The following is a 15,264-nucleotide window of genomic DNA, read 5'->3' as shown; positions in this document are numbered from 1 at the left end:
AATTAGAACAAAGCGTTGTCTCTTCTCCCCTATTTACGAGATATAACTATGACCTCAACTACGACTCGTCGTAAAGCTAACACCTATTACGTCATCCTGATAGCTGGTGCTGCTGCCCTCGGCGGCTTTTTGTTCGGTTTTGATACTGCTGTTATTAACGGCGCAGTTGCGGCTCTCTCCACAACTTTTAGAGCCAACAGTGTTGAAATCGGTCTCGCAGTGTCGCTGGCATTGTTAGGTTCTGCAGTAGGAGCCTTCTATGCAGGGAAAATTGCAGACCGCTATGGTCGAGTCAAGGCAATGGTGGTAGCTTCAATTTTGTTTACCATCAGTGCCATTGGCTCTGGGCTTCCCATAACTATCTGGGATTTTACTTTTTGGCGGGTATTAGGTGGGCTAGCAGTCGGTGCTGCTAGCGTCATCGCACCAGCTTACATTGCAGAATGTTCTCCTGCCCATTTGCGTGGAAGACTGGGTTCTCTCCAGCAACTCGCGATTGTAGTTGGTATTTTCATTGCACTGCTATGTGATTACTTTATCGCCGTATCAGCAGGTTCAGCTGACTCGCCATTTTTGTTTGGAATCGCCGCTTGGCGCTGGATGTTTTGGACAGAAATTCCTCCTGCCGTGTTTTATGGAATGGCAGCTTTAACGATTCCCGAATCCCCTCGCTACTTAGTTGCTCAAGGACGGGAACCAGAAGCCGCTAACGTTCTTACCAAAATTATAGGGGGTAACGTGTTGGAGAAAATCGAAGAAATTCGACAAACAGTGCTTCGAGAGCGCGAGCCAAAGTTTTCCGATCTTTTAGGAAGGCATGGCAATCTCCTCCCTATTGTTTGGATAGGAATAGCTTTGTCTGTCTTCCAGCAATTTGTTGGTATTAATGTCATCTTCTACTACAGCAGAGTTTTGTGGCGGGCAGTTGGGTTTTCTGAAAAAAATTCCCTCACCATCACGGTGATTACAGGAGCTGTCAATATTCTGACTACACTTATTGCGATCGCCTTTGTAGATAAATTTGGTCGCAAGCCCTTGCTCGTTCTAGGCTCACTCGGTATGACCGTAACCTTAGGAACAATGGCTTCTATTTTTGGAAATGCTCAACTAGATCCCGCTGGTAACCCCACTCTAACTGGCTCGGCGGGTACTGTAGCTCTTATAGCAGCCAACCTCTATGTATTTTGCTTCGGTTTTTCCTGGGGTCCAGTAGTTTGGGTACTGTTGGGAGAAATGTTTAATAACAAGATTCGAGCGGCTGCACTTTCCATCGCCGCTGCAATGCAATGGGTTGCCAATTTTGTTGTTTCCACAACATTTCCTCCCATATTACAATATTTCGGGTTAGGTGCTGCCTATGGTCTCTATACAACTGCAGCCGCTATCTCATTGTTTTTCGTTCTCTTTTTTATTAAAGAAACCAAAGGAATTGAGTGAGAAAGCATGTAAGTAGCTCTAATCCGATGCCACTTTAAGACAGTTGTAATAATACTCGATTAAAATTTGTCAACACAATTTTCAGACGTAGGGTGGGCACTGCCCACCAATCGCAAACGTGCGGTATAGCCTGACCTACAAAAATCGGTAAAAACATCTAAAACCTTTATAAATGGCCAATGACAGCCTTACTAGTTTGCTTTAATTATGAGGACCTACTTACTATTGGGCATATTGTCTCATCCGAGCAGTATTGAATACAGTTCGGTTAAGATTTGTTGGTGAGAACTTCAGGTATGTAAAGATGCTTTAAACAGCCTACACTATATGGTTGTTAAATGATAAAAATTAGGATGCTTCATGTTAAAAAATTTTTTATACAGTTTTTCATTGGTGTTGTTAATATGCCCAACGATCTGGGCAGCACCTTTAGAAAATAATTCAACAAGCTTGCAAGGACAAGTCACTTCTGTTTCCGACCTTTCTGATGTCAAACCAACTGATTGGGCATTTCAAGCATTGCAATCCCTAGTCGAACGCTATGGCTGTATAGCAGGTTATCCTGACTCCACTTATCGCGGTAATCTTGCTCTAAGTCGTTATGAGTTTGCAGCAGGTTTAAATACTTGCATGAACAGGATGAGTGAGTTACTTGCAACAAGTACTAGCGAACTAATAAACAAGGAAGACTTAGCAGTACTGCAAAAGTTGCAAACAGAATTTACGGCAGAACTGACAACTTTACGCGGGCGGGTAAATGTACTGGAAGCACGTACTGCAACACTAGAAGCACAGCAATTTTCCACAACTACCAGGCTGAATGCTCAAATTATTACTGCGATCGGCGATACCTTTGGCAATAGGGTGGGTGGCGATAGCGATCGCTCCCAAGCCTATTTTGCAGATCGGGGTCGTCTTAACTTTGAAAGCAGTTTTACGGGCAAAGATTTATTACGAGTTCGTTTGGAATTTGGCAACTTTTTAAGTTCTAATGGCACAAGTCAGATTGCTTCAGCCACGGGTACAGGCATGACGCGGCTAAATTTTGACACTAACAGTAACAACATAGTTAGTATTCCCCACGTCCGTTATTACTTCCCGGTCAGTGGCTCTGTTTCTTTTGTCGTTGGACCAACAGGCATAGGCTATACAGATATCACAGACACCGTAACTCCTCCTACTATCGCAGATGATGGTAACGGTATTCCATCACTCTTTGGGCAATACAATCCTGTTTTCCGACGAGGCGGTGGTGGTACCGCTGTAAACTGGAAACTTAGCAAAGATTTAACTCTGACTGTAGGCTATTTGGCAAATAATCCCAATATTTCATCGGATAAAAATGGGTTATTTAATGGTGGATACAATGCTCTTGCACACTTAGTGTATTACGCTAAGCAAGGTGCGGTTGGCATTGCTTACTCTCATGGATATAACCCCAGTGGAACAACCAGCCTCATCGGTGGGACGGGTAGTGCCTTGGCAAATTCTCCCTTTGGAAACAATATTGCGACTTCCAACAACATAGTAGGGGCACAGGGATACTATCGCTTTTCGCCGCATTTTCAGATTCACGCTTGGGGTGGATATATCTCGGCAAATGCTAAAAACTCTGGTTTCAGTGATATTTCCAATGGTACTGGTGGCACTGATTCACTTTTTGTCAGAAATGGTGACAATGCCAATGCCTGGTATGGGGCAATCGGTATGTCCTTTCCAGATGTTGGGGGTAGAAACAATCTACCAGGAATCCTCTTTGGGTTACCAGCACGCGTTTCTAACAGTGATGTCCGTAAAGATAGAGACAATGCTTATCATATCGAAGCATTCTACCGCTGGCGTCTCAATGACAACATCTCGGTGACTCCTGGTTTTTGGGTGGTTGTTAACCCAGAAAATAACAGCAAAAATGATACTCAGTATGTGGGTGTGATTCGCACAACCTTTGATTTCTGACCAAAGTACTAAAACTCAAATTTCTCACCTAAAAAGCAGATGAATATAGCAAGAATATAAAGCTCTACTTCTAACTAGATAAAACACGAACACCGTAAAGTAAAAGCTTATGGATAATAAAAAGGTTGCGCTAGTTACAGGAGCATCATCCGGGTTTGGGCAGTTAAGCGCTCAGCTACTGGCTCAAAAGGAATATCTTGTCTTCGGCACCAGTCGCAAGGAACATTCAGCATCTTCAGGGGTAGAAATGCTCAGGTTGGATGTTCAATCTGACGACTCAGTACAATCCTGCATAAAACAGTTGCTCGCACAGACCAACCGCATTGATTTGCTGGTCAATAATGCCGGACAAATACATGCCAGCATGATAGAAGAAACTTCTTTAGAAGAAGCTAAGGAGATTTTTGAAACAAATTTTTGGGGTGTTGTCCGTGTCACCAATGCCGTTTTGCCAATCATGAGACAGCAGCGTAGCGGTCATATTATCAATATGGGTTCAGTCGCGGGATTAATAGGCGCACCCGGTCAAGGTTTTTACTCAGCTAGTAAATTTGCTCTCGAAGGTTATAGCGAAGCACTGAGTGTCGAACTAGACCCGTTCAATATCAAAGTGTCTTTAATTGAGCCTGGTTATTTTAAAACCAACTTCAACAACGCGATGTTGCAACCCACCTCTACTTATGCTGATTACGACACTGTACGTGATGTCATTCGCTCATCAGTCCAAAAGGCAATTGCACGGGGTGACAATCCTGAAAAAGTTGCACAAATGATTGTCTCTGTAGCACAAAGCCAATCGCCGCGATTACGCTATCTTGTTGGTAATGAGGCGCAATGGTTACCTCGGTTGAGATCGATATTACCAGATAAGCTTTTTCGACTTGCTGCACGCAAGCGATTGAATCTGCCACTTAATTAAGCCAGGAATTGCCGCTTCTAATATTGATTTTGGGGACTTCCAAATAAAAAAGTCGCCAAATATTTCTTGTGGTGCGGGATTAACGCCCGCCACTTGTATGGGACGGGCGGTGAGTAAGTCGTCTATGAGGAGAGAGGTTTGAAGTAAATTTTATGGCTTTCTAAATATCCTTTGATAAAAAACCAATTCAATCATGGTGGGCAGTGCCCACTCTACGAAATTATCCATTGTTCCTAAATCATTTCGGATTGCTGAATCTTGATAAAAAACCAATTCAATTATGGTGGGCAGTGCCCACCCTACGAAATTATCCATTGTTCCTAAATCATTTAAAAATCACCTGCTTATCTTACTTTGTCAGCTTTTGATGACAATGAGGTTGGCAAAATTTCCGTACAAAACGGCTAATTATAGATAATTTTAAAACAACGATATTCATACCGGATTAGTTGAAAAAGGATACATAGTAAATACTCAAATGCTTATTTGATTTGGGTTTGATATGCTGTGATTTCAAGATGTTAAAGGCTTAAATGGAATTCCTAGTTCTTCGCGTGTTTAAGTGGGGTTTAGATTTTATTCATACATCAAACTGCTGAAAACCTATGTACATCACAAAATCTATAACCTAAATTTGTAACTACATAGCAACAAGCACATCTTAATAGGTCTTAATTTTATGTACAGCTCTATTTTAAATCAGACTGTTTCTCCTCAAACAATTGCTATTATTGGAGGCGGCTTAAGCGGTTCTCTTGTTGCAGTCAATCTTTTACGAAATGCAACAGTACCAGTTTCTATCAAGTTGATTGAACGCAATTCTGAAATAGGTAGAGGGGTAGCTTATAGTACCCCGATAGACTGTCACTTGCTTAACGTTCCGGCTGGTAAGATGAGTGCGTTTCCAAATGAACCAGATCACTTTTTGAAATGGTTGCACGCAAATGGGTACGAACAAGTTACTGCATCCACCTTTGTACCGCGTAAGGTGTATGGAAACTATATCCAGGCAATTTTGCAGGAAGCAGAGGCAAATGCTGCGGCTTACGTGCAATTCGAGAAGATTATCGCTGAAGCCATTGCTATTGATACAACAACTCACAGCGTCAGAATACACTTGAATAATGGCAAGCGTCTGTATGTACAAAAGGCTGTGCTCGCATTGGGGAATTTTCCTGCGTCTTTACCCGAACCAATTGCTGTGTTGGGAAACCCAAATGACCGTGTTAGAGATGCTTGGTCTACAGATGCGATCGCAAATCTAACTCCAGAAGATTCCATTTTATTAGTAGGAACTGGATTGACAATGGCAGATGCAGTTGTTGCACTGCGTCAACAAGGATTTCAAGGACAGATTCATGCCGTCTCCCGTCATGGATTAATGCCGTGTCGTCATAAACCAACAGTCCCCTATCCGGCATTTCTCAATCCTGAAACTGCGCCAAAAATTGCGCGAGGACTTCTCCATGTAGTACGTCAAGAAGTTCTTTCAGCTGTAGCTCAAGGACAAGATTGGCGTGCGGTCATTGATTCTCTGCGTCCAGTGACTCAACAACTTTGGCAAGCACTTCCATTTAAAGAACAGCGAAGATTTCTGCGCCACGTCAAAGCTTACTGGGAAGTTCACCGCCATCGAATTGCTGAAGAAATTGCAGGGGTTCTCGATACTGCCGTTCAGTCTGGTCAACTACACCACTATGCAGGTCGGGTTCAAAGTTGTTGGGAGTCTGAGTTGGGAGTGGATGTGACGATTCGCGATCGCTTCACACACAAAGATAGCGTTTTACGGGTAAGCAGAATTGTGAACTGTACGGGCTCGAACTGTAACTACCGCAGATTGCAGCATCCATTGCTCTCCAGCTTGCAAGAACAACGGCTCATCCGTTCCAACACCCTGTCAATTGGAATCGATACTGCGGCTAACGGTGCTCTCATTGATGCAGATGGGGATGTCTCCGAACTATTGTATACACTGGGAACACCACGCAAAGGTAACCTTTGGGAAACGACGGCTGTTCCGGAAATTCGCGTTCAAGCAGCAAATCTGGCACAAGAGTTACTGAAATCTCTCAACCCCAAACCTTATGCTCCTGTTGAAACGTGGTTTACGAGAAATACCTTGAGCGTGCCTACTAAACCTGTGATGCTATTCCGTCAATTGTTTGATAAAGAGTCAAGTACTTATACTTACCTAATTGCCGATCCAGAAACTAAAGAAGCCATTTTGGTAGACTCTGTGTTGGAACAAGTCGAACGTGACCTTCAGGTATTACGAGAACTGGGACTAACCTTGCGCTACTGTCTGGAAACCCATATTCATGCCGACCACATTACTGGGACAGACCAGTTAAGAGAATTTACGGGTTGTTTGAGTATTGTGCCTGAAAATGCTGTGACTATCGGTGCAGACGGTTACATTGCAGATGGGGAAATATTGGAATTAGGAAGCGTAAATATTCAGGCGCTCGCCACTCCCGGACACACAGATAGTCATATGGCGTATTTAGTTAATGGAACTCATTTGTTAACTGGAGATGCGTTGTTTATCCGTGGTTGCGGTCGTACCGACTTTCAAAACGGTGATGCTGGATTGCTTTATGATATCGTGACTCAAAAGCTGTTTGCCTTACCAGAAGATACTTGGGTGTATCCGGGTCATGACTATCAAGGACGAACCGTGTCTACTATTGGAGAAGAAAAACGCTGGAATCCCCGGTTTGCCGGACGCAGCCGCAATCAATTTATTGAATTGATGAATAACTTGAACCTGCCCTATCCCAAAAAGATGTTGTCAGCTGTACCTGCAAACCAAATCTGTGGAAAAGTTTTAGCAACATGGGACTATCAAATTTAAACCTTAGCTTAATCGGCTCAGTTGCCCCACATCTGACCGAAGGCAGTGTGGGATGAATGACCAGTTCTGCGTTAGGGAGACGGTCAATCCAATCTTCAACTATGCAGGATATGAGTTCACCGATTTCTCTAAATTATCTTGTAAAATAAATTAACATCGGATAACATTTCGCCGATAATGGTAACTTACCTAGAAGCAGAGAAAGCAACTGCCCTTGAAAATCTGCAGATTGTTCGGGAACCCTATCTACAACTGAGCAGTGAGTCTAGCATTGTTGTCCGCTGGGCTACTGATACTCCAGTTCAAGGCAGAGTGTGGTATGGTCAGTCTCCTGAAAGACTGTGTTTTATGCAGGAAGAAACGACTATTACCTGCGACCACACTGTGACGTTGAATGGGCTAACGTCAGATACAAGGTATTACTACGCAGTCGGCACCGCAGGAGGAGTGCTGGCTGGGAAAACAGAAGATTACTTTTTCGTCACTGCACCATCAATCAACCTAGCACCTGAGGATGTCCGACCACTACGTATCTGTGTTTTGGGAGATGCAGGGCGTGGAAATGACATAGCAGCTGGCGTGCGGGATGGCTACCTGAAGTTTACAGGTACTCGCCATACCGATCTTTGGCTCATGCTTGGCGATAATGCTTATGATACTGGCACCTATGAGGAGTACCAACGGGGAATATTTGATATGTATCCCCAACTTCTTCGTAGCAGTGTTCTCTGGACAGCCATCGGCAATCATGATGCAGGATCTGCTGATTCCCTCTCAGAGTCTGGTCCGTACTATGAGCTTTTCACTATGCCAACTGCTGGGGAAGCTGGTGGTGTTCCCTCTGGAACAGCAGCTTATTATTCTTTTGACTGTGGCAATATCCACTTTATCTGTCTTGATTCCTATGGCTGCGATCGCACTCCTAAAGGTAGGATGTTGAGTTGGCTAAAACAAGACCTAACCGCATCAGATAAGGATTGGAAAATTGCCTTTTGGCATCATCCTCCCTATACAAAGGGGTCACACGATTCAGATACCGAAATTGAACTCATTGAAATGAGGGAGTATGTTCTTCCCATCATAGAAGAAGCAGGAGTAGATATAGTTCTTGGCGGTCACAGCCACTCCTACGAACGTTCGTATCTAATTGATGGGCATTATCGCACCTCAGACACTTTTACTGACCAGATGAAAAAAGATATGGGAAGTGGACGGGAGGATGAATCGGGAGCATATCTCAAACCTCTAAAGGCTGCCCGTGCAGGAATAGTATATATAGTTGCAGGCACATCCGCGCTTGCCGATGTAGTATTTCCCCATCCAGCAATGTATACATCATTGAGCATTCCCGGTTCGCTTGTGATGGATGTACACGGAAAAAGACTCGATGTCAAATTTATCGATAGTGAGGGGGAGGTTAAGGATTATTTTACGATGAAGAAAACAGCTTGATATTACGTTCACTTTTCTTGCCAAATTCGCGGATGGGTAGGTGTTGGAAAACAACAGTTGGTCAAAATGGCTGAATCCCTTGAACGACAGGGCTTGTGAGCCATAAAACAACTCCACCCATCCGCGCTCCTTACCCAGAGAGGGTTTCAGCGATTTTAACTCTACTCAATCTCCATTTTTGATGCTATGATAGACCCATCCGCGATTCCGAACATTGAAAACCGCATAAAGACTCATTTTCCGGCTCCCGCAGTTTTAATTAACTTGAATCCCTATTAGGGATTGAAACCACGTAAGGTATTTTCATCGCGTTCATCTACCTCTTGTTTTAATTAACTTGAATCCCTATTAGGGATTGAAACCCTTTTTAATGGACGAGGATTTTGAGATAGAAGAGTTTTAATTAACTTGAATCCCTATTAGGGATTGAAACGTAAACAGCGCGTACACATTGCCGAACTTAATAGTTTTAATTAACTTGAATCCCTATTAGGGATTGAAACTATATATAAAAGTACAGCATCTTTTTAATCCGTTTTAATTAACTTGAATCCCTATTAGGGATTGAAACAGCAGCAGTAGCAGTAGTAGATGTAGCACTGGTATTTACGTTTTAATTAACTTGAATCCCTATTAGGGATTGAAACCTCTGCTAAATCAGCTTCACGATTAAGCTCCAAGTTTTAATTAACTTGAATCCCTATTAGGGATTGAAACTTTGCTGGCAACTTTTGAACTTGACGGCAAAATCGTTTTAATTAACTTGAATCCCTATTAGGGATTGAAACAAGGGACTCTGAAAAGGGAGGCAGCATAAGCTGAAGATAGTTTTAATTAACTTGAATCCCTATTAGGGATTGAAACTGACAACTTCGATTGATGGCGTGGGGTTGGCTAGTTGTTTTAATTAACTTGAATCCCTATTAGGGATTGAAACATGCAGTCCCTTATAGGGCATTTTCTATAGGGAAGTTTTAATTAACTTGAATCCCTATTAGGGATTGAAACGCTAGAAGTAATGCTGATATTATAACTGGTAAAGTTTTAATTAACTTGAATCCCTATTAGGGATTGAAACTTAACGACTTGCTTCATTGCTTGCTATCTTGCGATAAGTTTTAATTAACTTGAATCCCTATTAGGGATTGAAACGCTAACCGACAAGTCATTTATAGAACCACAAAGTTTTAATTAACTTGAATCCCTATTAGGGATTGAAACCTTTTTGTGCTGCAAGTGCGATCGCGCTTTCATATTGTTTTAATTAACTTGAATCCCTATTAGGGATTGAAACCTAATAGAACTGCAATCATAAACGTTTGTAGCGACGTTTTAATTAACTTGAATCCCTATTAGGGATTGAAACATCGACAGTCTAACCTCGGTCAGCCGCTACTCGATGTTTTAATTAACTTGAATCCCTATTAGGGATTGAAACATTGCAGCTTAGTATATACATCGTGCCGTTACTAGTTTTAATTAACTTGAATCCCTATTAGGGATTGAAACCAATCCGCTTCAAAGGCTGCTGAAAGTGCGCTCGTTTTAATTAACTTGAATCCCTATTAGGGATTGAAACTGTTACCACGCGACCTATAGTGTTGGTGTGTTCGGTTTTAATTAACTTGAATCCCTATTAGGGATTGAAACCTATTAGGTCTGCTTTAGCCATGAGTCGTAAATTGTTTTAATTAACTTGAATCCCTATTAGGGATTGAAACAATTTGATTCTGGTTTGGTAAATTTTTTTTCGGCGTTTTAATTAACTTGAATCCCTATTAGGGATTGAAACTGGACGCCTTGCCCCCATCCGAACTGTGTACCAGAGTTTTAATTAACTTGAATCCCTATTAGGGATTGAAACATCAATCTCCTGATTAACTGGAGTGCCGATTACAGGTTTTAATTAACTTGAATCCCTATTAGGGATTGAAACGAACCCGACTATTGGGCTGGAAATCAGGAACTCACGTTTTAATTAACTTGAATCCCTATTAGGGATTGAAACTGCTATTTCCCCCTCGACCCAGTTTTTTGCCGCATGTTTTAATTAACTTGAATCCCTATTAGGGATTGAAACGTTCCTCGGCGACTTCAAGCTCACAGGTCAGGCTTTGTTGTTTTAATTAACTTGAATCCCTATTAGGGATTGAAACTGGGCATAAAAATCTTGTGGGTTGGGCACGTCGTTTTAATTAACTCGAAACCCTATTAGGGATTGAAAATTTATAGAAAAAACCTCTAGTATAGGATTACTATTTGATTTTTGAAATACCCGTAGGGTGGGCAGTGCCCACCATAACATGGATTTGGTGGGCAGTGCCCACCCTACAAATACTTAGATATTTTTAATAATCAAACTGGATTCCTATAGTACTCACTGGAAGTTTATGCTAAACCAATATTGTTCTATTTAGTGTTACTATGTCGAGACTTAGCAGAGGGAAAAATTAATAACAATATTTTAAAAGAAATATGGCTGATGTGGCACCTGACTAAATTTTATTGTCTGTCTGTTATTGCGATCGCGTTCTTTTGTCCTCATTAGAACTATAAAGTGACACTTACCTAAACACCTAGACAGGGCTATGTTGGAAATCTAGGCTTTGGAACCCCGATTCCCTAGGCGGAAATGAGGATTAGAATCAGGGGGGTTAGGTCTAGAAGATGTATCTAAAAGAAGGGCAGTGTCAAGTATCAAAAGATATATTATTGATTGTCTTAAGCTGCACCTGAACTTTAGTACAGGTAAAATCCCGATCCAATGATTAGTGACAATCAATAGAAGATTAGACTATTAAATTAATAACCATAAAGTATTGGAAGCTAAAAACCTAATACCTTAAGACTTTTAGAAACAAAAGACATACAAAAGACATAACATTAACAAAGCTATATCCCCTATATGGGCATTGTTGGAAAGCATCAAATAGCTGTTAAATATATGAAAGCTAAAACTGAACATAAATTCATGTGTTTTAGATAACTCATATCTTGCACCACCGTTTCCCAAGCGAAAATAATAAGTTCAAAAGCTTATTGTTACGTAGGTAGGGCTAAAGCCCACCACCCCTTCCCACTTCTGGGCGTGCAAGATGTCAGATAACCGAACTTACCACCTTTTTTACCAATGCCAATTACTCATCAGCATCACGGTCACAGTCATGAACCGCCCAGTTACAATCGTGCCTTTGTAATTGGCACAACGCTCAATTTGGGATTTGTGTGTGTGGAAGCCATATTTGGTTTCTTAAACAATTCCCTGGCTTTAATTGCAGATGCAGGTCACAATCTTAGTGATGTATTGGGACTACTTTTAGCCTGGGGAGCAATTTGGTTATCGCGGCAACGTTTCAGGCAACGTTATACCTACGGGCTGCGTCGTTCTTCGATTTTAGCAGCACTATTTAACGCTTGCTTTTTACTTTTAACAATGGGTGCGATCGCGGTAGAAGCTATCAAGCGTCTGTACAACCCCGAGCCTATCTCTGGTATCACAGTCATCAGTGTGGCTTTAGTAGGAATTATCATCAACACAGCTACAGCCTTGATGTTCATGTCTGGTAGAAACAGGGATTTGAATATCAAAGCCGCATTTTTACACATGGCTGCAGATGCCTTAGTCTCTCTTGGCGTGGTTCTTGGGGGTCTTGCCATTTTGACAACTGGTTGGTTGTGGTTTGACCCAGTTATCTCTCTCATTATTGTGATTGTTATTCTTATTGGCACTTGGAACTTATTGCAAGATTCGTTGAATCTAGCCCTTGATGCTGTACCTAAAGGAATAGACTTACTTGCAGTCCGTACATATTTAGTAGAGCTTCCAGGTGTCGTAGCAGTTCACGATTTGCATATCTGGGCAATAAGTACGACTGAAGCAGCACTGACTGCTCATTTAGTTATGCCGACAGGAAGCCCTGGGGATGCTTTTTTAACCAGGATGAGAATGGAACTCCATGAGAAGTTTGGTATCGAACACATCACCATTCAGATAGAAAAGGGTGGTTTCCTACTTTCTTGCAATCAAGAGTCTTGTTGCGGCTAATAACATCACATTTCATAGCACTACATCTAAATAACGTGTTAATATTAGGTTAATTATTGATAACTTTTTGTTAAGGTAATTCATGCAAAATATCTATCCTTAGATTCTTGTCTCAAAACCAACAAAAATTATAAAAAATTGTTAAGACAAACTTGCAAATTATTGATAAATAGCTCTATCGTATGGTGAGCGATTGTTTCACTATTGTTTAAGATTTATTCACAAAAATTTAAGGTAGGATCGAGTGTTTTACGAAACTTTACTGATATAACATAAGTGAATAGTAACTTAGACTAGTAAGAGTATCACCGGATGTGAGTGTTGCTGCTTAGCGATCGCGACCAAAGGCTATAGATTAGGAAAAACTGGGTGCAGCTTCCATATAAATTGGGCGAAGACTATCTTAAGGAAATCACAAAATGCAACCAGGACTTCCCAGCTTTGCTAATCTTGCCAAAGGGTTAGCAGTTTTAAGCCAGCAACGAGCAACAGGAGAATTAATTTTATCTTCAGCAGATAATCAATGGCATTTATACTTATTTTTAGGACGATTAATCTACGCAACAAGAGAAACCCATCGCGTTCGTCGTTGGTATAGAGCCGTTAAACAAGATTGTCCCAACTGGAAATTCGAGGAACATAACCTCAAATTAAAAAGGGGTGAACTTTGGGAATATCACCTGCTGAAATGGGGTATTGAACAAAACCAAATAACCTTAACTCAAGTAAAAAACGTTGTTAGCACAATCATTGATGAGGTTTTATTTGACCTTGTGGGTTATTCCAAGTTAAACAGTTCTTGGTTGACGAAAAAACTACATCCCATTACTTTAATAGATGCCAAGCCGTGCCTGCATACAGCCGTTGAACTGAGAAATAGATGGCGAAACATGGGGTGCGGACAAATGAATCTTGACACTGCACCCATTGTTAAACAGCCTAATTTTGAGAATTTTAGAGTTTCTAAAAGTTTTTACGGAATTATTCAGCTTGTTAATGGAGAAAACACAATTTGGGATATTGCTTCACAGCTAAAGGAAAATGTGATAACAGTATCCAGTCATATCCAGCAATTACTAAATCAGGGAATCCTTGAACTTGTTGAGGTTGCAGATATCCCCACACCAGGAAAAATTCCAAATTCCAAACCTTTAGAAAAACAAGGTTTCCAATTTTTTACTTCTATTGAAGATACAAAACAAATTATTCAATCTCAGAGCATACCTTTAACAAACACTTCAACTCATTCTAGTCAACAATTAAGAAAACTAGGAAAAGAGGGTGCTTATTCTTCCCACAATCATCAGCTGAAACTAGCTTTTGGATCTCCTATTGAGTCAATACCCGTAACAGCCATTCCTGAAAAGAATTTATACGGAAATTTAGCTGTTACCACAGATAGAATACCCGCTTCAGAACCAGAGGATAGGGACGCAAGCAGCTCTAATAAAGCCACATACAATCGTCAACCAGATATTTCGCCTCCTTCCACAAGCCCAATTCAACCCGAACCAACAAAATCCCTAATAGCATACATAGATGATAGCCACAGCGACGGTTTAAAAATGGAGTCCATTCTTACCCAAGCTGGTTATGGGTGCATTAACGTTCAAGAACCAGTGAAAGCGCTATCAACCATATTAGAGCATAAACCCAGTCTGATTTTTCTAGATTTAATCATGCCAATCGCCAACGGCTATGAAATTTGTGCTCAAATTCGCCGTGTATCGGCTTTAAAAAATACACCTGTAATCATTCTGACAAGCAATGATGGCATTATAGATCGGGTTAGGGCAAGAATGGTTGGTTCTTCTGGCTTTTTAGCAAAACCCATCACGACAGATAAGGTAATAAAAATTTTACAAAAGTATCTACCAAATTCAGTATCTGCCGAACTCCAGAAGCAACAATTCCTGCCATTTTAGTTTCTAAAGTTGATAAATGATTTCTCTCGAAAAACTTAATGCCTTTAGGGAAATACTGTCATGACTACAATCCTCTTAGTTGAAGATAGCTTAACTGAAACACAGGTACTCACCGGTTACCTCAAACAAGTCGGTATGACGGTAGTCTGTGCTAGAAGTAGCGAGGAAGCACAAATCAAACTTCAATCCCAAACCCCAGATTTAGTGATTCTGGATGTTATCCTACCAGGTCAAAGTGGGTTTGAACTTTGTCGAGAACTTAAAACAAATTCCCATACCCAGCATATTCCCGTGGTCATGTGTTCAACCAAAGGAACTGAGGCAGATAAACTTTGGGGTTCAATGTTGGGAGCAGATGCTTACATACCCAAACCCGTGGATCGGCAACATCTTCTTCAAACAATACAAAGATTGACTAATAAACTCATCACTCGTAACTGGTAAGTAGGTCGGTATGAAAAAAAGGTAACTGAGAATGGTCGTCCTCAGTCATTTGTCAAAAGTCATTTGTAAGACTTTCCAGCAGATTTACATTTTGTAATATAGTTTTGTTTATTGCAACCCACCTACTTAATTAAATAAGCCTCAATCAAAGCAGCCATCTATTTTGGAATAAAAATTGTCCTCACCCCTTATCAATAAAAAATGACAAATGACAAATGACAAATGACAAATG

General features: G+C 41.2%; 8 protein-coding genes and 1 CRISPR repeat array. All 8 genes read left to right on the top strand.

What is annotated here, in order from left to right; genetic code table 11:
* The first annotated feature begins 48 nt into the window (after nt 1-48).
* The 8 genes from ACYRY3_RS11105 (at nt 49) to ACYRY3_RS11070 (ending at nt 15,032) form a co-directional block, all read left to right on the top strand.
* On the top strand, nt 49-1,437 hold the full coding sequence (locus ACYRY3_RS11105) for a sugar porter family MFS transporter (RefSeq protein ID WP_460201736.1): 1,389 nt from the start codon (nt 49-51) through the stop codon (nt 1,435-1,437).
* A gap of 360 nt (nt 1,438-1,797) precedes the next feature.
* Nucleotides 1,798-3,393 carry an iron uptake porin gene (locus tag ACYRY3_RS11100; RefSeq protein ID WP_460201735.1) on the top strand — a complete coding sequence of 532 codons (1,596 nt, stop codon included), beginning with the start codon at nt 1,798-1,800 and terminating at the stop codon, nt 3,391-3,393.
* 109 nt (nt 3,394-3,502) lie between these two features.
* Nucleotides 3,503-4,312 carry an oxidoreductase gene (locus tag ACYRY3_RS11095; RefSeq protein WP_460201734.1) on the top strand — a complete coding sequence of 270 codons (810 nt, stop codon included), beginning with the start codon at nt 3,503-3,505 and terminating at the stop codon, nt 4,310-4,312.
* A 679-nt stretch (nt 4,313-4,991) separates the two neighbouring features.
* On the top strand, nt 4,992-7,166 hold the full coding sequence (locus tag ACYRY3_RS11090; RefSeq protein WP_460201733.1) for an FAD/NAD(P)-binding protein: 2,175 nt from the start codon (nt 4,992-4,994) through the stop codon (nt 7,164-7,166).
* 177 nt (nt 7,167-7,343) lie between these two features.
* Nucleotides 7,344-8,618 (top strand): purple acid phosphatase family protein, encoded by a 1,275-nt coding sequence (locus tag ACYRY3_RS11085; RefSeq protein WP_460201732.1) that lies wholly within the window; start codon nt 7,344-7,346, stop codon nt 8,616-8,618.
* 252 nt (nt 8,619-8,870) lie between these two features.
* A CRISPR array of direct repeats spans nt 8,871-10,843; the repeat unit is 37 nt; unit sequence GTTTTAATTAACTTGAATCCCTATTAGGGATTGAAAC.
* Nucleotides 10,844-11,748: 905 nt separating this feature from the next.
* Nucleotides 11,749-12,663 (top strand): cation diffusion facilitator family transporter, encoded by a 915-nt coding sequence (locus ACYRY3_RS11080; protein ID WP_460201731.1) that lies wholly within the window; start codon nt 11,749-11,751, stop codon nt 12,661-12,663.
* A 419-nt stretch (nt 12,664-13,082) separates the two neighbouring features.
* A complete protein-coding gene (locus tag ACYRY3_RS11075) occupies nt 13,083-14,588 on the top strand; it encodes a response regulator (RefSeq protein ID WP_460201730.1) in 1,506 nt (501 codons plus the stop codon).
* 60 nt (nt 14,589-14,648) lie between these two features.
* The gene (locus ACYRY3_RS11070) at nt 14,649-15,032 is read left to right on the top strand and encodes a response regulator transcription factor (RefSeq protein ID WP_460201729.1); all 384 of its coding nucleotides are present in this window, start codon (nt 14,649-14,651) and stop codon (nt 15,030-15,032) included.
* Nucleotides 15,033-15,264 lie beyond the last annotated feature (232 nt).

It is taken from the genome of Scytonema sp. NUACC21, assembly GCF_054684315.1.
This window is presented reverse-complemented; position numbering and strand designations above follow the sequence as displayed.